19 protein-coding genes and 1 other RNA gene are annotated in these 21,456 nt (G+C 67.8%); 12 read left to right on the top strand and 8 right to left on the bottom strand.

Annotated features, from left to right (window positions below; all coding sequences use genetic code 11):
• Window positions 1-37 precede the first annotated feature (37 nt).
• Window positions 38-793 (top strand): SDR family NAD(P)-dependent oxidoreductase, encoded by a 756-nt coding sequence (locus ACM9LZ_RS09420; RefSeq protein WP_416619137.1) that lies wholly within the window; start codon window positions 38-40, stop codon window positions 791-793.
• Window positions 794-847: 54 nt separating this feature from the next.
• Here ACM9LZ_RS09420 and recQ read toward each other — a convergent pair whose 3' ends face one another.
• The 3 genes from recQ to nudC all read right to left on the bottom strand — a co-directional run bounded on the left by recQ (window position 848) and on the right by nudC (window position 4,763).
• Window positions 848-2,704, bottom strand: coding sequence for a DNA helicase RecQ (gene recQ / locus ACM9LZ_RS09415; protein WP_416619136.1), 1,857 nt, complete (start codon window positions 2,702-2,704; stop codon window positions 848-850).
• Window positions 2,705-2,846: 142 nt separating this feature from the next.
• The gene (prmB, locus tag ACM9LZ_RS09410; protein WP_416619135.1) at window positions 2,847-3,788 is read right to left on the bottom strand and encodes a 50S ribosomal protein L3 N(5)-glutamine methyltransferase; all 942 of its coding nucleotides are present in this window, start codon (window positions 3,786-3,788) and stop codon (window positions 2,847-2,849) included.
• 54 nt (window positions 3,789-3,842) lie between these two features.
• Window positions 3,843-4,763, bottom strand: a complete 921-nt coding sequence (gene nudC, locus ACM9LZ_RS09405; RefSeq protein ID WP_416619134.1) for an NAD(+) diphosphatase — start codon at window positions 4,761-4,763, stop codon at window positions 3,843-3,845.
• A 110-nt stretch (window positions 4,764-4,873) separates the two neighbouring features.
• On the opposite strand from nudC, the gene ffs reads away from it, so the two are divergent.
• The 6 genes from ffs to ACM9LZ_RS09375 all read left to right on the top strand — a co-directional run bounded on the left by ffs (window position 4,874) and on the right by ACM9LZ_RS09375 (window position 9,980).
• Window positions 4,874-4,971: signal recognition particle sRNA small type (gene ffs, locus ACM9LZ_RS09400), an RNA gene on the top strand.
• Window positions 4,972-5,096: 125 nt separating this feature from the next.
• Window positions 5,097-7,010: a DNA polymerase III subunit gamma/tau gene (locus ACM9LZ_RS09395; RefSeq protein WP_416619133.1), complete on the top strand. Its 1,914-nt coding sequence runs from the start codon at window positions 5,097-5,099 to the stop codon at window positions 7,008-7,010.
• Between the two features lie 3 nt (window positions 7,011-7,013).
• Window positions 7,014-7,337, top strand: coding sequence for a YbaB/EbfC family nucleoid-associated protein (locus ACM9LZ_RS09390; protein WP_416619132.1), 324 nt, complete (start codon window positions 7,014-7,016; stop codon window positions 7,335-7,337).
• 97 nt (window positions 7,338-7,434) lie between these two features.
• Entirely contained in the window at window positions 7,435-7,683 is a 249-nt protein-coding gene (locus ACM9LZ_RS09385; RefSeq protein ID WP_416619131.1) for a DUF1272 domain-containing protein, read from the top strand.
• An 89-nt stretch (window positions 7,684-7,772) separates the two neighbouring features.
• A complete protein-coding gene (gene recR / locus ACM9LZ_RS09380) occupies window positions 7,773-8,366 on the top strand; it encodes a recombination mediator RecR (RefSeq protein WP_416619130.1) in 594 nt (197 codons plus the stop codon).
• Between the two features lie 360 nt (window positions 8,367-8,726).
• Entirely contained in the window at window positions 8,727-9,980 is a 1,254-nt protein-coding gene (locus ACM9LZ_RS09375; protein ID WP_416619129.1) for a polyhydroxyalkanoate depolymerase, read from the top strand.
• 131 nt (window positions 9,981-10,111) lie between these two features.
• On the opposite strand, the gene hrpB is transcribed toward ACM9LZ_RS09375, so the two are convergent.
• Window positions 10,112-12,607, bottom strand: a complete 2,496-nt coding sequence (hrpB, locus tag ACM9LZ_RS09370; protein WP_416619273.1) for an ATP-dependent helicase HrpB — start codon at window positions 12,605-12,607, stop codon at window positions 10,112-10,114.
• A gap of 280 nt (window positions 12,608-12,887) precedes the next feature.
• Here hrpB and ACM9LZ_RS09365 point away from each other — a divergent pair, with 280 nt between their 5' ends.
• Genes ACM9LZ_RS09365 through ACM9LZ_RS09355 form a run of 3 tightly spaced genes read left to right on the top strand, consistent with a single transcriptional unit; the run spans window position 12,888 to window position 15,692 of the window.
• Complete coding sequence (locus tag ACM9LZ_RS09365) at window positions 12,888-13,829, top strand: acetaldehyde dehydrogenase (acetylating) (protein WP_416619128.1); 942 nt, start codon at window positions 12,888-12,890, stop codon at window positions 13,827-13,829.
• On the top strand, window positions 13,826-14,869 hold the full coding sequence (dmpG, locus tag ACM9LZ_RS09360) for a 4-hydroxy-2-oxovalerate aldolase (RefSeq protein ID WP_416619127.1): 1,044 nt from the start codon (window positions 13,826-13,828) through the stop codon (window positions 14,867-14,869). The genes ACM9LZ_RS09365 and dmpG overlap by 4 nt, the downstream gene beginning before the upstream one ends.
• Window positions 14,870-14,888: 19 nt before the next feature.
• Window positions 14,889-15,692 (top strand): 2-keto-4-pentenoate hydratase, encoded by an 804-nt coding sequence (locus ACM9LZ_RS09355; RefSeq protein ID WP_416619126.1) that lies wholly within the window; start codon window positions 14,889-14,891, stop codon window positions 15,690-15,692.
• Between the two features lie 53 nt (window positions 15,693-15,745).
• Here the strand turns inward: ACM9LZ_RS09355 and ACM9LZ_RS09350 are convergent, their stop codons facing one another.
• The 3 genes from ACM9LZ_RS09350 to ACM9LZ_RS09340 all read right to left on the bottom strand — a co-directional run bounded on the left by ACM9LZ_RS09350 (window position 15,746) and on the right by ACM9LZ_RS09340 (window position 17,878).
• The gene (locus ACM9LZ_RS09350; RefSeq protein WP_416619125.1) at window positions 15,746-16,576 is read right to left on the bottom strand and encodes an IclR family transcriptional regulator; all 831 of its coding nucleotides are present in this window, start codon (window positions 16,574-16,576) and stop codon (window positions 15,746-15,748) included.
• On the bottom strand, window positions 16,576-17,388 hold the full coding sequence (locus ACM9LZ_RS09345; protein WP_416619124.1) for an IclR family transcriptional regulator: 813 nt from the start codon (window positions 17,386-17,388) through the stop codon (window positions 16,576-16,578). Before ACM9LZ_RS09345 ends, ACM9LZ_RS09350 begins: the two co-directional genes overlap by 1 nt.
• 67 nt (window positions 17,389-17,455) lie before the next feature.
• Window positions 17,456-17,878 (bottom strand): VOC family protein, encoded by a 423-nt coding sequence (locus tag ACM9LZ_RS09340; RefSeq protein ID WP_416619123.1) that lies wholly within the window; start codon window positions 17,876-17,878, stop codon window positions 17,456-17,458.
• Between the two features lie 209 nt (window positions 17,879-18,087).
• On the opposite strand from ACM9LZ_RS09340, the gene ACM9LZ_RS09335 reads away from it, so the two are divergent.
• Both ACM9LZ_RS09335 and ACM9LZ_RS09330 read left to right on the top strand, forming a co-directional pair.
• Window positions 18,088-19,122, top strand: a complete 1,035-nt coding sequence (locus ACM9LZ_RS09335) for a zinc-dependent alcohol dehydrogenase (protein WP_416619122.1) — start codon at window positions 18,088-18,090, stop codon at window positions 19,120-19,122.
• A gap of 53 nt (window positions 19,123-19,175) precedes the next feature.
• Window positions 19,176-20,486 carry an MFS transporter gene (locus ACM9LZ_RS09330; RefSeq protein ID WP_416619121.1) on the top strand — a complete coding sequence of 437 codons (1,311 nt, stop codon included), beginning with the start codon at window positions 19,176-19,178 and terminating at the stop codon, window positions 20,484-20,486.
• Here the strand turns inward: ACM9LZ_RS09330 and ACM9LZ_RS09325 are convergent.
• Window positions 20,465-21,445: a PDR/VanB family oxidoreductase gene (locus ACM9LZ_RS09325; RefSeq protein ID WP_416619120.1), complete on the bottom strand. Its 981-nt coding sequence runs from the start codon at window positions 21,443-21,445 to the stop codon at window positions 20,465-20,467. The two genes, ACM9LZ_RS09330 and ACM9LZ_RS09325, sit on opposite strands and share 22 nt — an antisense overlap.
• Window positions 21,446-21,456 lie beyond the last annotated feature (11 nt).

The following is a 21,456-nucleotide window of genomic DNA, read 5'->3' as shown; positions in this document are numbered from 1 at the left end:
GAGGCCGTGCGGGTCCGTCGATCGAAGGAGGTTTTCCATGCAGAAGACACTGACTGGCAAGGTCGCGCTCGTTACCGGCGGGTCGCGGGGGCTGGGTGCGGCCATTGCCGAGACGCTGGCCGACAACGGGGCCGATGTCGCATTCAGCTATGTGGCATCCGACGAGAAGGCGGCCCAGGTCGCCGACAAGCTGCGGGCAAAGGGTGTGCGTGCCCTGGCAGTCAAAAGCGATCAGGCGGACCTGGCATCGGCACAGACGCTGGTCGATGCCGTCATTGCCCGGTTCGGCAAGCTCGATATCCTGGTGAACAATGCGGCCATTGCGGTCCAGGGGCAGCGGGTGGATGATCCCGCTCTGGATATGGCGGGACTGGACCGGCAATGGCAGGTCAATGTGCTGGGCGCCGTGGCCACAACGCGGGCCGCGGCCCGGGCGCTTTCCGATGATGGGCGGATCATCTTCATCGGGTCCGGGCTGGGCGGCCGTGTGGCGTTTCCCGGGGTGGCGGATTATGCGGGCACCAAGGCGGCCATCGTCGGATATGCCCGGGGTGTGGCGCGGGACCTTGGCCCCCGGAACATCACTGTGAATGTCGTGCAGCCCGGTATCATGCCCACCGACATGGCAGCGGCCGTCGCCGACAATCTGCCCGACGCGATGATGGACCTCCATGCCATCCGCCGGATCGCCAATGTGCAGGAGGTGGCGGCGGCCGTCTGCTTCCTGGCCGGCCCGGACGCCGGTTATATCAGCGGCGGCATCCTGGACGTGTCCGGCGGATACCAGATCTGATCCCGACCCTTCATGCTGCGGGGGGTATCCCCTGCAGCATGAAGGGTCGGTGCTCTAGCTGTGGGCCAGGATCACATCCAGGAAATAGGCACCGTACCGTTCCAGCTTGCGCGCGCCGACGCCCTGCAGGCTGCCCATCTCGTCCAGTTCGGTCGGCCGCTCCCGGATCATCTCCATCAGCGTGGCGTCATGGAAGATCACATAAGGGGGCACACCCTGTTCACGTGCCAGTTCCAGGCGCAGGGCCTTCAGCGCGTGCCACAGCGTGTCGTCGGCGGGTGACAGGTCGGCGGTGGAGGTCCTGGGCCGGGGGCTGCCGCCGCGTGTGGCGGACCGGCCGCGCCCTTCCGATGCCGGGTCGCGGCGCAGGCGGACGGCTTCCTGCCCCTTCAGCACGGACGTGGCCGTTTCCGCCAGGATCAGCCCGCCATGTCCTTCCGGGTCGGCGCAGAGATAGCCGTTGGCCACCAATTGCCGGAAGGCCGAATGCCATTCCTGTTTGGACAGGTCCGATCCGCAGCCGAAGGTCTTCAGCTTGTCATGGCCGCGTTCGACCACCTTGTCGGTGCTTGTACCGCGCAGCACATCGACCAGATGCCCCACGCCGAACCGCTGTCCCGTGCGATAGACGGCTGACAGCGCCTTTTGCGCCACCACGGTGCCGTCATAGGTTTCCACGGGCTGGAAACAGGTGTCACACTTGCCGCAAGGCTTGGGATATTCCTCCCCGAAATAGGTGAGCAGCGTCTGGCGGCGGCAGCGGGCCGTCTCGCAGAAGCCCAGCAAGGCCTCCAGCTTCTGCCGCTCTGTCCGTTTGAAGGCCGGTGGGCTGTCGGAGCTTTCCACCATCATGCGCATCTGCACCACGTCGGCGAAGCCGTAGAGCATCAGCGCTTCGGCCGGCAGCCCGTCGCGGCCGGCGCGGCCGGTCTCCTGGTAATAGGCTTCCAGCGAGCGCGGCGGGTCCATATGCACGACGAAACGGACATTGGGCTTGTCGATGCCCATGCCGAAGGCCACGGTGGCGACCATCACCACGCCCTCGCCCTTGATGAACCGGTCCTGGTTGGCCTGTCGCGTGGCCGGGTCCAGCCCCGCATGGTAGGGCAGGGCATCGATCCCCTGATCGGCCAGATATTGCGCGATGGCATCCACCTTGCCGCGCGACAGGCAATAGACGATGCCCGCATCTTCCGGCCGGCGGCGCAGGAAATCCAGCAATTGCCGGCGCTCCTGGTCCTTGGGCACGATGCGGTAGGCGATGTTGGGGCGGTCGAAGCTGGCCAGGAACAGGCGGGCATCGGTCAGGCCAAGCCGGTTGGCGATATCCGTGCGGGTCTGGGCGTCCGCCGTGGCCGTCAGGGCCACGCGCGGCACATCGGGGAATTTCTCGTGCAGGATGGAAAGCTGAAGATATTCCGGCCGGAAATCATGGCCCCACTGGCTGACGCAATGCGCCTCGTCCAGCGCGAACAGCGCGATGCGCGACCGTTCCAGCAATTCCAGGAAGCGCGGCGTCACCAGCCGTTCGGGCGCGACATAGAGCAGGTCCATCTCGCCCCGCTCGCAGGCCCGCTCCACCTCCATGGCCTCGCGCCAGTCCAGCGTGGAATTGAGATAGGCGGCGCGGACGCCCAGCTGGCGCAGCGCATCCACCTGATCGCGCATCAGCGCGATGAGGGGGGAGACCACGATTCCCACGCCCGGCCGCACCAGCGACGGGATCTGGTAGCAGAGCGATTTGCCCCCGCCTGTCGGCATCAGCACCAGCGCATCGCCGCCCGACGCCACATGCTCCACGATGTCCGCCTGCATGCCGCGGAACAACGGGTAGCCCCAGACGCGCCGCAGCACGTCCTGTGCCGCCGCAAGCGGCGTCAGGGGGGAGGGCTGTGAGAGGGCGTCGGGCATGGGCTGATGCTTGGGGCGTTGCTACGGCTTGGGGTCATGATGGCATGACGACCACCATATGAGGGAACGGCATCAGGTGTACGGCAGGTGCCGCGGCAGGTCCAGCCCTTTGGGGACCTGCCTGCCGCACCCGCCGGCCGCATCAAAGCTCCAGCAACTGTTCGCGCGTGATCCAGAACACCTCGCCGAAGGACAGTTCCGTTTCCAGCCACAGGAAATCGGCATCGGGATAGGCCTCCTCCAGGGCCGCGCGGCCGGTGCCGATCTCAACCAGCAGGCCGCCGCCGGGATTCAGGTGCTTGGGCGCGTCCTTCAGGATGCGGTGGACGATATCCATCCCGTCCTCGCCCCCGCCGGCCAGGGCCATGGCCGGTTCCGCCCGGTATTCCGGCGGCAGGTGTTTCATGGCATCGGCATCGACATAGGGCGGGTTGGTCAGGATCAGGTCGTATTTCCTGTTCTTCAGCGGCTTGAACAGGTCGCCCTGGTGAAGCTTCACCCGGTCTTCCAGACCATGGTCGGTGACATTGATCCGGGCCACCTCCAGCGCATCGGGCGACAGGTCCACGGCATCGACCTGGGCCAGCGGGAAGATGCCGGCGGCCAGGATGGCCAGGCAGCCGGATCCGGTACACAGGTCCAGCACCTTTTCCACCTCGGTCACGTCATCGACCAGCGTGAAATCCTGTTCCCCGCCGAACAAATCCCCGAACAGCAATTCTCCGATGAAGGAACGCGGTACGATGACCCGGTCGTCCACATAAAAGGGCACGCCCTGGATATAGGTGCGCTTGGTCAGATAGGCGGCCGGCTTGCGGGTGATGACACGCTGGTGGATGATTTCCGCCAGGGCCAGGCGCTCGGCCGGGATCAGCCTGGCATCCAGATAGGGTTCGAGCTGGTCCACGGGCAGCTTCAGCGTTTCCAGCACGATGAAGGCCGCCTCGTCATAGGCAGTGACGGCGCCATGGCCATGCACGAGCCCGGCCCGGTTGAAGCGGCTGACGGCATAGCGCAGGAAATCGCGCACCGTGGACAGTTCCGCCGCCACGGTGCTGGTGGCGGGCAGGGACGGGTCGGTCATCTGGGCATTCACTCCGGCTGGAACGAAACGGGCTGGCAGGATGGCAGCGGCGGATTATCCGCGCAACCAGGACGAGATCAGTTGCCGGGAGATGCTGTCACGGGGCGGCAGGCGGAATTCGTCGCCCGGCGGCGGGTTCAGGATGTAATCCCGGCTGAACCACCGCACATCCTCCAGTTCCTCCTGGTCGGGACGCACGTCGAAGCCCGTCGCCCGTGCGTGGAACCCCAGCATCAGGGAGGCGGGGAAGGGCCAGGGCTGGCTGGAATGATAGCGGATGTCGGTGACGGGAACGCCCGCCTCCTCCATGCATTCACGTGCAACCGTCTCCTCCAGGCTTTCGCCCGGTTCCACGAATCCGGCCAGGGTTGAATACATGCCGGGCGGGAATCGGGACTGGCGTCCCAGCAGGCAGCGGTCGCCGCCATCATGCACCAGCATGATCACGGCCGGGTCGTGGCGCGGGAAATGCGATATGCCGCAGGCGGGGCTGGTGCAGCGGCGGCTGTGCCCTGCGTCCGCCGCCTCGGTCGGCGACCCGCAGGCGCCGCAGAATCGGTGGCGGCCATGCCACAGCAGCAGGGCGCGGATATAGGCATAGATCCCGCCCAGGTGCCGGTCGATGCGCATGCCCAGCGATCGCAATTCCACCAGCCGGCCCAGCCGCGCTATTTCTCCATGGCTGCCGGCATCCTCCAGCGGCGACAGATCGACGGCGAAATAGCTGAAACCATTGATATCGCCCAGGTAAAGCGGCGGCATGTCCAGATGCGCGGTCCACCATGTGGCATCGGCCGGCAGGAAGGCCGGCTGCGGCGCTTCGTCCGGCCCTGTCACCAGATGCTGGCCGCGCCACCATGGGATGATGCGGCTGGCCGGGGCCTGACGCAGGCGGTCGGCCAGCCACTGCGCGTCTTTGCGCCGGTGCGCGGAGCGGTCCAGGCCGCTGCCGGTGTAGAAGTTCGGTGTCATCATGGTTTTGGACCGTGACATGGCCGGCGCAGGCCCGCCAATGCGTTGGCGTCAGACCGGCCCCGGCGGAATCCCCCTTGTCTTTGGCGCCCGTCTCGCCGATATAGGCGTCGGGAGGTTGGCAACGGGCGAGTCCCTCGCCAACCCGGTCAGGTCCGGAAGGAAGCAGCCGTAACGAGTTTCGGCTCGGGTCGTTCGTCCAGCCTCCCACCTTCAAATTCCTTTGAATTCATGATGTTGGCCCCGGTTTTGCCGGATCGGGCGCTAAATCATTGGCGTCGGCCGCGACCGGGCACTAAAGTGCGGCCATTCCTCCGCGCCTTGGGATCAAGCCCCGTGACCGACGAGACGACAGCGACCAGCCATTCCGCCGCCGGCGCCGCCTACCGTGTGCTGGCGCGCAAGTACCGGCCGCAGAATTTCGATGAGCTGGTGGGGCAGGATGCGCTGGTCCGCACGCTGCGCAACGCCATCCAGTCGGGCCGCATCCATCAGGCCTATATGCTGACGGGCGTGCGCGGGGTGGGCAAGACCACGACGGCCCGCATCATCGCCCGTGCCCTGAACTGCATCGGGCCGGACGGGCAGGGTGGCCCGACCATCAGCCCCTGCGGGGTGTGCGAGATGTGCGTGTCCATTGCCGCCGACCGCAATGTCGACGTGATCGAGATGGACGCCGCCAGCAATACCGGCGTCGACAATGTGCGGGAGATTATCGAGGGCGTGCGTTATGCTCCGTCCTCGGCGCGCTACAAGCTCTACATCATCGACGAAGTCCACATGCTGTCGAAAAGCGCCTTCAACGCCTTGCTGAAGACGCTGGAGGAGCCGCCGCCGCATGTGAAGTTCGTCTTCGCCACGACCGAGATCCGCAAGGTGCCGGTGACGGTCCTGTCGCGCTGCCAGCGATTCGACCTGCGGCGGGTGGACCATCAGACACTGTCGGGTCATTTCACCCGCGTGGCCGACAGGGAAGGCGTGCCGGTGGAAGCCGACGCCATTGCCCAGATCGCGCGGGCGGCCGATGGGTCGGTGCGTGACGGGCTGTCGCTGCTGGACCAGGCCATCGCGCTGGGCGGGGGCACGGTCACCCTGGCTCAGGTACGTGACATGCTGGGCCTGGCCGACCGCACCCGTGTCATCGACCTGTTCGAAGCGACGCTGACAGGCAGGCCGGCGGATGCGCTGGATATCCTGACCGACCTGCATCGTTGCGGGGCCGATCCGATCGTCGTCGCCCAGGATCTGCTGGATTTCACGCATTTCCTGACGCGCGCGCGTGTCGTGCCCGGTACGGCCGACGATGTGTCGATACCGGAGGATGAGCGCACGCGCGGCGTGGCCCTGGCGCAGAGGCTTGGCATGCCGTCCCTGGCCCGGGCCTGGCAGATCCTGCTGAAGGGGCTGGGGGAGATCCAGCACGCACCCGTGCCCATGCAGGCGCTGGAAATGGTTCTGATCCGGCTTTCCTATGCGTCGGACCTGCCCAGCCCGTCCGATCTGATCCGCAAGATCAATGAGGCCGGCGGGGTGGAAGCCGCGGCCCGTGCCCTGCACGCGGCCGCTGCGTCGCCAGCCGGTGGCGGTGGTGGCGCTGGCGGTGGATTCTCGGCCGGTCCCGGCCCCGCTGTTCATGCGGGGCCGACCCACGGGGCGCCGATGGCCATGGTGGCCGGCGGCCGTGCCTATGCCGGTGGTCCGGCAGCGCTGCCGGCACCCGTACCGGCGGAAAAAATTGAAACGGTGCCGGAACCAACCAGTTTCCAGGCCGTTGCCGACCTGTTCCTGGACAAGCGGGAAGGGGTGCTGGCCGGCCTGTTGCGGGCATCGGTCCATCTGGTCCGTTTTGAAAGCGGAATGATCGAGCTGCGGTTGCAGCCCGCCTGTCCCCAGAATCTGCCGGGCAAGGTCGGGCAATTGCTGACCGAATGGACGGGCCGGCGCTGGGTGGTTACCGTTTCCGGTGCCCAGGGCGCGCCCACCATCGCGGAGCAGGAAAGGCAGGCCGAGCAGCGCCAGCGGGCGGAAGCGGCCGAGCATCCGCTGGTCAAGGCCGTGCTGGCGGCTTTTCCCGGCGCCCGGATTGACAGGATCATCGACCAGTCGCAGGTGGCCTTGCCCCCGCCGCCGCAGGCCGAACCGGAGATTCCCGAGGCGCTGGACGCTTTTGGGGGTGACGAGATGCCCGACAACCCTTATTTCGATGCCCCGCCGCCCCTGGATGAGGGCGATTATGAAGGAGACTTCTGAGCCATGAAGAATATCGGCCAGATGATGAAGCAGGCCCAGCAGATGCAGGCCAAGATGCAGGAAATGCAGGCCAAGCTGGCCGAGCATGAGGCCACGGGCGTGTCCGGAGCCGGCATGGTGCAGGTCCGGCTGAACGGCAAGGGCGAACTGCGCGGGATCAAGATCGACAAGGCCGCCGTCGATCCGGAGGATGTGGAGGTTCTGGAGGACCTGATCACGGCCGCCTTCAACGATGCCAAGGCGAAGGTGGAAGCCTATATGGCCGAGCAGACCAACTCGCTGATGGGCGGGCTGAAGCTGCCGCCCGGCTTCAAGATGCCGTTCTGATCCGTTCCGGAGGGGCAACGGCCTTTCCATGTTGGCGCCGCCCCAGGTTCTGCGGGGCGGCCTTTTGACCCTGAGTGCGCCCGTGTGGAGGGTTAAGATGCTGGAAATGCGGCCGGGATGCGAATGCTGTGACCGGGACCTGCCGGCCGACAGTCCGGATGCCCTGATCTGTTCCTTCGAATGCACGTTCTGCCGGACGTGTGTGGAGGATGTGCTGAAGGGCCGCTGCCCCAATTGTGGGGGTGGATTCGCCGCGCGCCCCCCGCGATCGCGGGAGAAATGGGCAAAGTATCCGCCCGGCGTGGACCGCGTCGTGAAGCCGGGCGGCTGCGCCGTGGGGTTCTGATCCCCCGTGCCCGCCGCCCGCGGCATGCCCCGTCCGGCGGGTCCCGTTTTGCGCTGGAACATTCGGCGAACATCTTGTAGCGTCGCCGCATGATCGGACCTGAAATCGACCGCCTGATCCAGTTGCTTGCCAAGCTGCCCGGTCTTGGGCCGCGGTCGGCACGCCGTGTCGCGCTGCACCTGATCAAGCGCCGGGACAGCCTGATGCTGCCATTGGGGGAGGCGGTGACGGCCGCAGCGGCGGGTATCCGCACCTGTTCGGTCTGCGGCAACCTGGACAGCCGCGATCCCTGCCATATCTGCGCCGACGGCACGCGCGACGGCGCGCTGCTGTGCGTGGTGGAGGATGTGGGCGACCTGTGGGCCCTGGAACGGACCGGCGCCTATCGCGGCCGCTATCACGTGCTGGGTGGTACCTTGTCGGCGCTGGACGGGGTCGGGCCGGACGATCTGTCCATCCCCGCCCTGCTGGACCGTGCGGCACGGCCGGAGGTGGGGGAGGTCATCCTGGCGCTCAACGCCACCGTTGGTGGCCAGACCACGGCGCATTACCTGTCCGACCGGCTGGCCGGCTGTGGTGTCCGCCTGTCGCGGCTGGCGCATGGCGTGCCGGTCGGGGGCGAACTGGATTATCTGGACGATGGCACGCTGACCGCGGCCCTGCGATCCCGGCGCAGCCTGTGACATCCACCGGCGGGCCCGCGGGTGGCCCGGCACCGGGCGTCGCCAACCGTCCGGCAGGGCGGAATCCATTCGCATGTTTGAACCGGGATTCCAGCGGAATGCTTACACCGCGCGCGGTATCCGGGTATGTCTGCATTAATATTGCCCAATCAATGGGCAGGTGAGACCGGTGTCACACCGGCTTGCGACTTCCCGTCTCCTTCGGGAAGGTCTTAACTGTTTCGTTATTTATCTGTTGCAACATCTGTTTGAACGGATAGGCTATGCCGCGTGGCTGAGCCTCGTGAAAAAGGCTTAACGCGATTGGTTGGGTTGGGGACCCATCCGGATGGGTGGGCCGGGGTCGAAAGGGAATTGTCAGTGCTCTATCACCTGTACGATCTGCATCATGCCGCCTTGACGCCCCTGCGCCTGATGGCGGAAGCCACGCAGCAGACTTTCCAGAATCCGTTTCTGCCGGCCTCCTATACCCAGGTGGGGCGCGCCGTGGCGGCTGGTGCCGAACTGATTGAGCGCACGACCCGCCGCTGGGGCAAACCTGATTTCGGCCTGCCCACGACGCGCATCAATGGCCGTGACGTGGCGGTGACGGAACGTGTCGTGGTGGAACGGCCGTTCGGCAATCTGGTGCGGTTCGAGCGGGCGGCGCCGACCGATGATCCCAAGCTGCTGCTGGTGGCGCCCATGTCGGGCCATTACGCCACGCTGTTGCGCGGCACGGTCCAGGCGCTGATGCCCAATCACGATGTCTATATCACCGATTGGCACGATGCCAAGCTGATCCCGCTGTCGCGCGGCCGCTTCGATCTGGAAGATTACATCGACTATGTGATGGACTTCATCCGCCATCTGGGGCCGAACACGCATGTCATGGCTGTGTGTCAGCCGGCCGTGCCGACGCTGGCCGCCGTGGCGCTGATGGCCCAGTTGGACGATCCGTGCCAGCCATCTTCCATGACCCTGATGGGCGGCCCGCTGGATACGGCGGCGGCCCCCACCGTGGTGACCAAGCTGGCCGAGGACAAGGATATCGGCTGGTTCGAGCGCAATGTCATCACGACGGTGCCGTTCTACTATCCCGGCGCGCTGCGCCAGGTCTATCCGGGCTTCGTGCAGTTGACGGGCTTCATGTCCATGAACCTGGACCGCCATGTGGGCGAGCATCTGAAGCTGTTCCGCCATCTGGTGCAGGGCGACGGCGACAGTGCGGAGGCGCATCGGAAATTCTATGACGAATATCTGTCTGTCATGGACCTGACGGCGGAATTCTATCTGCAGACCGTCAATCAGGTGTTCCAGGAGCGCGCGCTGCCCACGGGCCGGATGAAGTGGCGCGGCATGACGGTCGATCCGTCAGCCATCGAGAAGACGGCCCTGATGACGGTCGAAGGCGAGTTGGACGACATCTCGGCCCCCGGCCAGACCATCGCGGCCCATACCATGTGTTCCAGCATTCCCGCGGCGAAGAAGCACAACCATCTTCAGAAGTCCGTCGGCCATTATGGTATTTTCAACGGCCGCAAATGGCGCGAAGATATCGAGCCGCGTGTGCGCCGTTTCATCCTGGAGAATGACGCGGTGCGCGCCGGGCGGAAAACCACCGCCGCGGCCTGAGGGCAGGGGGAAACCACGATAAAGGCAGGGGGCGCCGTTCCGTTGGGCCGGCGCCCCTTTTCATTGGTGCGCCCCTTTTCATTGACCCGGGGGCCCTTGAATTTCACGGTCCCGGCTTTCCGGCCGGGCTGTCACGTCCCGCGCCGCTTGGCCCGGGCCGTCGGTTCGGCGATCAGCGGATCGTCGGGCCAGTAATGCCGTGGATAGCGCCCGGCCAGTTCCTTCTTCACCTCACGGTAGGAGCCGGACCAGAATCCGGCCAGGTCGCGCGTCACCTGCACGGGCCGGTGGGCCGGCGACAGCAGATGCAGCAGCACGGGAATGCGGCCGCCGCCCAGGCGTGGGGTTTCCGCCAGCCCGAACAGTTCCTGCAGGCGCACGGCCAGCACCGGCTCCTGCCCGCTGTAATCGATGGGGATGCGGTTGCCGGTGGGCACGGTCAGGTGGGTGGGGATTTCCGCATCCATGGCCTGGCGCTGGTTCCAGTCCAGGAGGCCTGTCACGGCGGAATGCAGGTCGATCCGGTCCAGGTGGGACCGGCGCGTGACGCCGGACAGATAGGGTCCCAGCCAGGTCTCCAGCCCGTCCAGCAGCGCTTCATCGCCGATATCGGGCCACCGTTCCGGCGCGGCACGGTGCAGGAAGGCGACGCGGCGGCGCCAGCCCTCCAGTTCCTTCGTCCAGGGCAGGCAGCCCAGCCCCATGGACCGGATACCTTCCAGCATGGCCGGCAGCACGAGGTCGGCCGGCGGGGTGGCCAGTGCCTCGTCCTTCAGCGACAGTTCGAACAGCCGCCGCCGGCGACGGGCCTGCACCATCTGTTCCCGATGATCCCAGGCGACCTCCGTCCGGATGCGGATATCGTCGGCGAAGGCTTCTTCCAGTGCCGGCTGGCTGACGGGGGCGGCCAGGAAGATGCGGGCGTCGCGCCCCTGGCCGTCCAGATCGGCCACGGCCAGCAGGTCGCAGGCGGCCAGCGCGTCGGTGGGGTCCAGCATGGCACCCCGCCCGCCTGACAGACGGAATTGCCCGGCCGCTCCCGGCCGGCGCTGGCCGATACGGTCCGGATAGGCCAGGGCCAGCAGCAGCCCGGCATCGTCGTGATCGACGGAGCCGGGCGGGCCGCCGGCCTGCCGCTCCAACTGCCGCGCCTGATCCAAAACCTGGTGCAGCGCGGAGCGCTCCACCTCGCCCCACCGCCCGCGTTCGTCCAGATGTTCCAGCCTGGTGCGCAGGTCGGCATCGCGCCGCCCGCCGCCGCGCAGGATGTCGCGTTCCCCGATCAGGGCGGCCACGCGGCAGGCCAGGCGTGTGCGGCCCAGCGCGCGGCCCCGCAGCACCAGATGCGCCAGCCGGGGATGCACGCCCAGCCCGGCCATGGCCTTGCCGTGCGCCGTGATGCGCAACCCGTCATCCAGCGCGCCCAGTTGCTGGAGCAGGCGCCGCGCCTGGGCCAGGGCCGGGGCCGGCGGGGCATCCAGCCACGCCAGCTCGTCCGCATCCACGATGCCCCATTGCGCCAGTTCCAGGGCCAGCGGCGCCAGATCGGCGCGGGTGATCTCTGCCGTGGTGAAGGGCAGCAGCGCGCGGTCCGACGCTTCCGACCACAGGCGGTAGCAGATGCCGGCCGACAGGCGCCCGGCGCGGCCCCGCCGCTGGTCCGCCGATGCGCGGGAAGCGCGCAACGTCTCCAGCCGGCCCATGCCGCTGCGCGGGTCGAAGCGCTGAAGGCGCGACAGGCCGCTATCCACGACGATGCGGATGCCTTCGATGGTCAGACTGGTCTCCGCGATCGATGTGGCCAGCACCAGCTTGCGCTGGCCGGCCGGCGCGGGGCGGATGGCCCTGTCCTGCGCTTCCAGCGTCATGTCGCCGTAAAGCGGGGTGACCAGGGTACCAGCGGGCAGCGGCCCGCCGGCCAGCAGCCGTTCCACCCGCCGGATCTCGCCGCTGCCCGGCAGGAAGGCCAGCAGGCTGCCTTCCTCTTCCACCAGGGCGCGGCGGATGGTGCGGGCCATATGTTCGTCCGGCCGGTCGGTCGGACCGGGCTCGGCCCAGCGCGTTTCCACCGGATAGGCGCGGCCCTGCGAGCTGATCAGCGGCGCGTCGCCCAGCAGGGCCGCCACGGGACCGCCATCCAGCGTGGCCGACATCACGACCAGCCGCAGGTCGTCACGCAGCAGGGCCCGCGATTGCAGACAGAAGGCCAGCGCCAGATCGGCATCCAGGCTGCGTTCGTGGAATTCGTCGAACAGCACGGCGGCCACCCCGTCCAGCGACGGATCGGATTGCAGACGGCGCAGGAAGAGGCCTTCCGTCACCACCTCGATCCGGGTTGCCGCCGACACGCGGCTGTCCAGCCGCACGCGGTAACCGACGGTCTGCCCGACCTCCTCCCCCAGCATCGCGGCCATGCGCCGGGCGGCCCCCCTTGCCGCCAGCCGGCGGGGTTCCAGCATGATGATGCTGCCACCCCCCCGCCAGGGCTGGTCCAGCAGGGCCAGCGGCACGCGCGTCGTCTTGCCGGCGCCGGGCGGGGCCTGCAGGACGGCGGTCGTGCCGGTGTCGAGCGCCGACAGCAGCGCCGGCAGGGCATCATCGATGGGAAGGGCGGGCAGATCGTGCATGCCGATGCTATAGCCGCTGCCGGGCGGGGAGGCCAGTGGCATGGCGCGGGCGGATGCCGCATCCTGCGGGTCGCCGGGCATGGCCGGCCGGCCGCGGGATGGCTATCGGCCTGTGGAGCCCTTTGCCCGCATGGCGGCAGGGCAGGCTGTGGTCTGATTGGCATCAATTCCCGCTGAGCGGGAGTTGATGGGGTTCTGAAATTTGCCCGCCGCCGCTCTGCCGCCTATCGTCCGGCGTGGCGGAACGGCGTTCCCGCCTGAGGCAGCGAGGGAGGATGGCGTGGGCAAGGTGAAGGCCGCGATCATCGGGTCGGGGAATATCGGCACCGACCTGATGATCAAGATGGTGAAATATCCCCGGAACATGGAACTGGCGGCCGTGGTGGGCATCGATGCCGCTTCCGAAGGGCTGGCCCTGGCGCGCGAGCGCGGCGTGGCAACGACGCATGAGGGGCTGGACGGGCTGCGGGCCATGCCCTGCTATCCCGACATCGACATCGTGTTCGACGCCACGTCGGCCTATGCGCACAAGCTGCATGACGCGGCCCTGCGCGCCGACGGCAAGAAGGTCATCGACCTGACGCCGGCCGCCATCGGCCCGTTCGTGGTGCCGCCGGTGAACCTGGATGCGCACCTGAACCAGGGCAACATGAACATGGTGACCTGCGGCGGCCAGGCGACCATCCCCATGGTCGCGGCCGTTTCCAGCGTGGCCAAGGTTCATTATGCCGAGATCATCGCGTCGGTCGCCTCCCGCTCTGCCGGTCCGGGCACGCGCGCCAATATCGATGAATTCACGCGCACGACCGCAAGCGCCATCGAGAAGGTGGGCGGTGCCACCCGCGGCAAGGCCATCATCATCCTGAATCCGGCCGAGCCGCCGATGATCATGCGCGACACCGTCTTCACCCTGTCCGAGGGTGCCGACGAGGATGCCATTCGCGCCGCCGTGCATGCCATGGTGGCCAAGGTGCAGGCCTATGTTCCGGGCTACCGCCTGAAGCAGGAGGTGCAGTTCGAGCGGTTCGGCGACAATAACCGCCTGAAGATCCCCGGCCAGGGTGAATTTACCGGCATCAAGACTTCCATCTTCCTGGAGGTGGAAGGGGCCGGCGATTATCTGGCGACATATTCCGGCAATCTCGACATCATGACGGCGGCGGCCAAGGCCACGGGCGATATGCTGGCCCAGCGCATCGCCGCCGGGAGGAACGCGGCATGACCGGCTTCAACCCCGCCAGCGACAAGCTTTATATCCAGGATGTGACGTTGCGTGACGGCATGCACGCCATCCGCCACATGTACGGGCTGGACCATGTGAAGGCCATCGCCAGCGCGCTGGACCGTGCCGGCGTGGACGCGATCGAGGTGGCGCACGGCGACGGCCTGTCCGGCGCCAGCTTCAACTATGGCTTCGGCGCCCATACGGACTGGGAATGGCTGGAGGCCGTGGCATCCGTCCTGTCCCGCGCCGTCCTGACCACGCTGATCCTGCCGGGCGTCGGCACCGCCGATGAACTGCGCCGTGCCTATGAACTGGGCGTGCGGTCGGTGCGGGTGGCCACGCATTGCACCGAAGCCGACGTCTCCAAGCAGCATATCGGCATTGCCCGCGATCTGGGCATGGACGTGTCCGGCTTCCTGATGATGAGCCACATGATCGAGCCGGAACGGCTGGCGGAGCAGGCCAGGCTGATGGAAAGCTATGGCGCGCAGTGCGTCTATGTCACCGACAGCGGCGGGGCGCTGGACATGGATGGCGTGCGCGACCGGCTGCGGGCCTATGATCGGGTGCTGAAGCCGGAGACGCAGCGCGGCATCCACGCCCATCACAACCTGTCGCTGGGCGTGGCCAATTCCATCGTGGCGGCCCAGGAAGGGGCCGTGCGCATCGATGCCAGCCTGACGGGCATGGGCGCAGGTGCCGGCAACGCCCCGCTGGAGGTGTTCATCGCGGCGGCCGACCGCAAGGGCTGGAACCATGGCTGCGACGTGAACGCCCTGATGGACGCGGCAGAGGATCTGGTGCGCCCCTTGCAGGATCGTCCCGTGCGCGTGGACCGGGAAACGCTGGCGCTGGGCTATGCCGGCGTCTATTCCAGCTTCCTGCGCCATGCGGAAAAGGCATCGCAGGAATATGGCATCGACACCCGTGCCATCCTGGTGGAACTGGGCCGCCGCAAGATGGTCGGCGGGCAGGAGGACATGATCGTCGATGTGGCGCTGGACCTGCTGAAGGCCGGCGCCGGCAAGGCCGCGTGATTGGGGAAGGAAACAGGGAATGTCTGAACGGGACGATCGGAAGGAAGTGGTGCTGGCCGACATGGCCGCCCGCCTGCGCAACGCCTATCGCCAGGGCCCCGTGGCGCCGCTGCGCCATGAATTGCCGGAAGCGGACCTGGATACGGCCTATCGCATCCAGTCGCTGAACACGGCGCATTGGCTGGAACAGGGTCGGCGGCTGGTCGGCCGCAAGATCGGCCTGACCTCCGTTGCGGTGCAGAAGCAGCTTGGCGTCGACCAGCCCGATTACGGCATGCTGTTCGATGACATGGCCATCCTGGACGGTGGCAGCGTGCCGGCCGGCACGCTGCTGCAGCCCCGGATCGAGGCGGAGGTGGCCTTCGTCCTGAAACAGCCGCTGGACCGTGAAAAGCTGCTGCTGCCCGATGTCGTGAAGGCCATCGACTTCGCCCTGCCGGCGCTGGAAATCGTCGACAGCCGTATCGCCGGCTGGGATATCGGCATCGTCGACACCATCGCCGACAACGCTTCTTCCGGTCTGTTCGTGCTGGGTACCACGCCCGTGCCGATCGACCGGTTCGACCTGCGCCTGTGCGGCATGGTCATGGAACGCAATGGCGACCCGGTTTCGCTGGGCGTTGGTGCGGCCTGCCTGGGCAACCCGCTGAACGCGCTGATCTGGCTGGCCGAGCGGATGGCCGCCGTCGGCTATCCGCTGGGACCGGGCGACGTGGTCCTGTCCGGTGCGCTGGGTGCCATGGTTCCGGCCAAGCCTGGCGAGCGGTACGAGGCGTCGATCGGTGGCCTGGGATCGGTCCGCGTCAGCTTTGCCGCGGATTGATGTGGATGTTGCATAACCGGTCACGTATCTGCGGGACCGGTTTTCCTGGTCGATCAGGGCAGGTGCAGCCGGATATCGTCCGCCGCGATATGCTGGAAGGGTGACCGGTAAAGGTCCGGTTCGGCCCGGACCATGGCTTCAAGCTGGTCGCGGGCGGCCAGCAGGGCCGCCGGCAGGGCCAGTTCCCCGGGGCGCAGCACGGGCCCGTTGGCCGTGATCGCGGCCAGCGCGATACCGTCGCCCGCCCGGATGGGCAATGCGGCCGCCTGGAAGCCGGGGGCCAGCGCGATGGGCTGTGCCACGAAGCCATCCGCCACGGCGGCGGCCAGCCGGCTTTCCAGCGCGTCCCAGCCATCCGCTGGAACCCGGTCCGGATAATGCGCCGTGACGAACCGCCGGTAACCCGCCCTTTCCTCTGCCGGCAGGCCGGCCAGGATGGCGGGTGCTGCCAGCCCGTCATGCAGCAGGACCGCCTCGCCCAGCCGGTCGCGGTGATAGATGTCGTTGCTGCCATAGGCCCCGCCGATGCGCAGTCCGAACCATCCCAGCCGCACGGACAGCGACACGGTTTCCCCGATCGCATGGGCCAGCGTGCGCAGCACGGGCCGGCTGGCCTTGTGCAGGTGGAACCGGTTGAACAGCGCCCGGTTCAGCAATTGCGGCATCTGGCCGACTTCATATCGCGGCGTGTTCTGGTAGCGGCTGAGATAGCCCGCTTCCTCCAGCGTCACCAGCGCGCGATAGACGGTGGAGGCGGGCAGCGCCATCAGACGGCTGATCTCTGTCACGCCCATCGGCTCCTCGGCCTCCGCCACGAAACGCAGCACCTCGAACACGTGGGAGGCCGATGAATTGATGACGGCACGGCTGGACGGGGCGGGCATCAATTGATCTCCACATGCGCCGCGTCTGCGGCATAGAGCCGGGTGCGGCTGCACAACTCGTCGATCAGGCGTCGCAGTTCGGGCAGCAGCCTTTGCAGTTCGCCTTCCATCCGCTCCACGGGGCCGCCGACCGACAGGACGCCGTGCAGCCGGTTTTCCGCATCCACGATGGGAAAGCCCATGGCCAGCATGGGCAGCGGCCCTTCCCGCCGGACCATGGCATAGCCCTGACGGCGGATGGCCCGGATATCGGCCCAAAGCTGTTCGGCCGTCATGGCCCGGTTGGACGGGGGGATGGTCAGCGGGCTGTGGCGGGCGATATATTCCTCTATCTCCCGGTCAGTGCAGGATGCCAGCATCACCCGGCCCGATGCGGGCACGTGCAGGGGGCGCAGGCCCCCGATCTCCATTCGCCATGTGCCGGGCCGCTTGGTTTCAATGCCGTCGATGAAGACGGCATAATCCAGGCCCCGCACCATCAGGCTGACCGTTTCCCCGGTCAGGGCGTGGATTTTCTGCACATAGGGGGCGCACAGGCTGCGGAAATCCGGTTCCAGCGCCGTGCGGCTTTGCAGTTCCAGCACGCGGAAGCCAAGCTGATAGCGCGCGCCAGAGGCGTCGCGCACCAGATAGCCCTGATCCACCAGCGTGGTCAGCGCCCGGTAGATCATGTTCTTGGTCATGCCGAGCAGTTGTGACAGTTCCGTCACGCCATAGCCGGGCGCATCGGCCGCAAAGCAGGAAAGGACCTGCAGGGTGCGGGCCGTGGCCTTGTTCTGGCCCCGGTCGGAAGGATCGGCATGTTGCGTCAATGAGGTTTCCTGTTGCCTGGCACCGGTAAGGCCCGACGGCATGGCCGGGCCTGTTTCGCGGCAGAGCCTATCCTACCGTGGTCCCGGCGCCAATATCCGCCCCGCCCGCTGCTGCCCCGCCCGCTGCTGCCCCGCCCGTTGCCGCGCGCGCGAAAAGCTGGAACACATTGCCTTCGGGGTCGGCACAGGTGACGGTGCGGCCATGGCCGCCCATGTTACGCCGGTCCAGGATGCGCCCGCCGGCCTGCTCCACCGCGGCGGCCACGGCGTCGGGGTCATCTGCCTCGAAGGTCACGGTGGCGCCCTTGTCGCCGGCCCCGGCCTCTGCCGGGCTGGCCAGCGCGAAATTGCCCCCGCCCAGGCCGAACTGCGTCCAGGCGTCCCCGTCGCGGAACTTCAGCACGGCCCCCAGCGCCTGGCCATAGAAGCCGGCCATCCGCTCCATATCATGGGCCACCACATAGATGTTCTGAATCCTGCGGATCGGCATGTCCACCCTGTCCTTCCTGCTTGGTCTATATCATGGAATGTGATCTGATATCCATAACATGAAGCGACAATGGGGAAAGGCGCGGGGTGCATGAGTTTTCCGGCGCCGCCATTCCACGAAATCGCCTGAATGGCCGGCCCCGGTCACGTACCATCGGGGTTCAGGTCGTGAGAAACGGGCACAGACCCGGAGCCGGGGGGACGTTGGACATGTTGGCATTGCGCAAGACGGAAGCGGGGCAGGGACTGGCCCTGGTCGATCTGCCGCCGCCGCCGGAACCGGGGCCGGGACAGGTGCGCATCCGTGTCGCCGCCACCGGCATCTGCGGCACGGACCTGGCCATCGATCGCTGGACGCCATCCTATGCCGGCTTCATGGCATCGGTGCTGCCCGTGACGCTGGGGCATGAGACGGTGGGCCACATCGTTTCGGTGGGGGATGGCGTCGACGCGGGACGGGTCGGCCGGACCGTCGTGGTCAATCCGGCCGTGGCCTGTGGTGCCTGCGGCCCCTGCCGGGCCGGCGACCCCGTCGGCTGTGCGGCGCGCCAGCCTGTCGGGTTGGTCCGCGACGGGGCCTTTGCGCCCTTCCTGCTGGCGCCGGCCGATTATTGCTATGACCTGCCCGATAATGTGCCCGTGGAACTGGGCGCGCTGGCCGAGCCGCTGTCGGTCGGGGCGCATGCGCTGTCGGTCGGCGGCTTCCGGCCGGGCATGCGCGTCGTCGTGCTGGGGCCCGGTCCCATCGGGCAGGGCGTGGCGGCACTGGCCCGTCATCTGGGCGCGGCACAGGTGGCCATCGTCGGCCAGGATGACGGGCCGCGCCTGGAGGTGCTGCGCGGGATGGGGTTCCAGCATTGCGTCGACCGGGCATGCGACGGCGCCGATGCGGAACTGGCCCGGCTGGCCGGTGACGGTTTCGATCTGGCCGTGGAGGCGGCGGGCGTGGGGGCGGCCATCGATCAGGGTCTGGCGCTTTTGCGGTCGCGCGGGGTGCTGGTGGCGGCCGGCATGCCGGAACGGCCGGCGACGGTCGACATCATGCGGCTGGTGAAATACCGGCTGGAAATCCGGGGTGCCTCCCGCATCCCGCCATCGGCCTGGGGGGTGGTGCTGTCGGCGCTGGCCGCGGCGCCGTCGGCCTTGGCCCCGCTGATCACCCACCGTTTTCCCCTGGCCCAGGCCGATGCGGCGCTGCGCCTGTGTCATGGCCGCACACCGTCGAAGGTGCTGCTGCTGCCCTGACGGGGCCTCGCCGGACCCGGCCTCCTCCCTTCCGCTGGATGAATGGACAGAAGATGCAGACCGACGGAACCGCCGCCGCGCGGGTGTCGCGCTATTCCTGGTATGTGCTGGGGATGCTCTATGCGGTCTATGTGATGAACATGGCCGACCGCCAGATCCTGGGCATCCTGGCGGAGGATGTGAAGCGCGACCTGGGGCTCAGCGACGGGCAGATGGGCCTGCTGGCCGGTCCGGCCATCGCCTTCTTCTATGCGGTGCTGGGCATTCCCATGGCCTATGTGGCCGACCGGATCAACCGTGTGCGCTTCCTGGGCGTCTGCCTGACGGTGTGGAGCGTGATGACGGCGCTGGGCGGCCGGGCGGGCAACCTGCTGGAACTGGCCATGACCCGCATCGGTGTTTCGGTGGCGGAGGCGGGGTCGACTCCGGCCTCCATCTCCCTGATCGGCGATTATTTTCCACCGGCCCGCCGGGCGACGGCCATGGCGATCCTGTCATCGGGTTCCACCCTGGGCATCCTGATCAGCTTCGCGCTGGGCGGCTGGCTGAACGAATGGCTGGGCTGGCGCGCCACCTTCCTGGCGGCCGGGGTGCCGGGCGTGCTGCTGGCCGTGATGCTTGTCCTGACGGTGCGGGAACCGGTGCGCGGCGCGCGGGACGCAGCCGGCGCCGCCCCACCGCCCTCGCTGTCCATGCTGCGCACCATGGGGCATCTCTGGCGCATTCCCCTGTTCCGGCAGACGGTGGTGGCCGCCATCTTCTGCAATTTCTGCGTCTTCGCGGTGCTGGCCTGGGCGCCGGCCTATGCGGTGCGCAGCTTCGGGCTGGGCAGCGCGGAGGTCGGCCGCGTCATCGGGCTGGGCATCGCCGGGCTGAGCGGGGCCAGCATGATCCTGTCCGGCCTGGGTACCGACCATTTCGGCCGCCGGGGCATCTGGGTGCCGCTGAAGGCCGTGGCCCTGCTGCTGGCGCTGTCGGGCGTCTGCTTCGGGCTGTCGCTGCTGGCCGATGATTTTGTCACCTTCGCCGCCCTGTTCATCCTGGGCTATGCGCTGCTGGTGACCAATGCGCCGCTGGTGCTGGCCGTTCTGCAGATGAAGGCGCCGGCCAATATGCGGGCCATGGCGACGGCGCTGATGCTGCTGGCGGTGGCGCTGGGGGCCAGCGTGCCGGCCCCCATGCTGGTGGGCTATGGCAGCGACCTGCTGCGTCCCCTGGTGGGGGCCGGCAGCCTGCGCCTGGCGCTGCTGCTGGTGCCGCTGGCGGCACTGGCCGGCGCCTGGCAGTTGCGCCGTGTGGCCCGGACGGCCCAGGCCGAGGCGGCGGCGATTGCCGGGGCCGGTCAGCCGGCCTTGGGGCGATAGCCGGTATCGATGGTGGCCCGCCCGCCCGCGATGCGGGAGACACAGGCGCACATCCTGTCGCCCCGCTGTTTTTCCGCGTCCGACAGGAAGACGTCGCGATGGTCGATATCGCCATCATGGTCCAGCACGTCGACCACGCACAGGCCGCATTCGCCCCGCCGGCAATCGGACAGGGCATGGATGCCGGCATCGGCCAGCGCATCCAGCATCGACCGGTCCGACGCCACCGTCACCGTCCGGTCATAGCCGGCGACGCGCACGCTGAACGGCACCTCCCCGAACCGCCCGGTATCGCCGAACACTTCATAGCGCAGCCGGCCGGGCGCCCGCCCGGCCGCCGCCCAGGCCTGGCGGGCCGCGTCCAGCATGGGCAGCGGGCCGCAGATGTAAAGCTCCCCTGCCGGCGGCAGGGCCGCGATCTCCCGTCCCAGATCGATCATCTGTCCCTGGTCCTGCGGGTAAAGCGACAGGCGGTCACCCAGGGCCGCGCGCAGCGGGGCCTGGAAAGGCATGGCATCCAGGCCCGGCCCGCCATAGGCCAGCCGCAGGTGCGCACCGCGGGCCGCCAGGGCCAGCGCCATGCCATAGATCGGCGTGATGCCGATGCCGCCGGCCAGCAGCAGATAATCCGGCGTCCGCCAGGACAGTTCGAACCGGTTCTCCGGCGTTGTGATGCGCACCGCGTCGCCGGTGGACAGGGTGAACATGAAGCGCGATCCGCCGCGGCTGTGGGGATGCAGCTTGACGGCCACGGCGACATGGCCCGGCGCGGCATCCGGCAGGCAGCTATAGGTTCGGATGGCGTGCCCGCCGGCAATCGCCACGCGGATGGCAATATGCGATCCGGGATCGAAGGCGGGCAGCGGGGTAGCGGCGGCGAATTCGATCCGCCGCACGCCCGTGGCGATATCCTCGGCGCGCGTGACGGTGGCGTCCAGCCAGACGGCTTCGTTCTTCATCCTGTTCCTCC

Source organism: Niveispirillum fermenti, assembly GCF_048066175.1.
In the GTDB taxonomy this organism is placed as follows: Bacteria; Pseudomonadota; Alphaproteobacteria; order Azospirillales; family Azospirillaceae; genus Niveispirillum; species Niveispirillum fermenti.
Note: the sequence above shows the minus strand (reverse complement) of the source record. Positions and strands in the feature narration are given on the sequence as shown.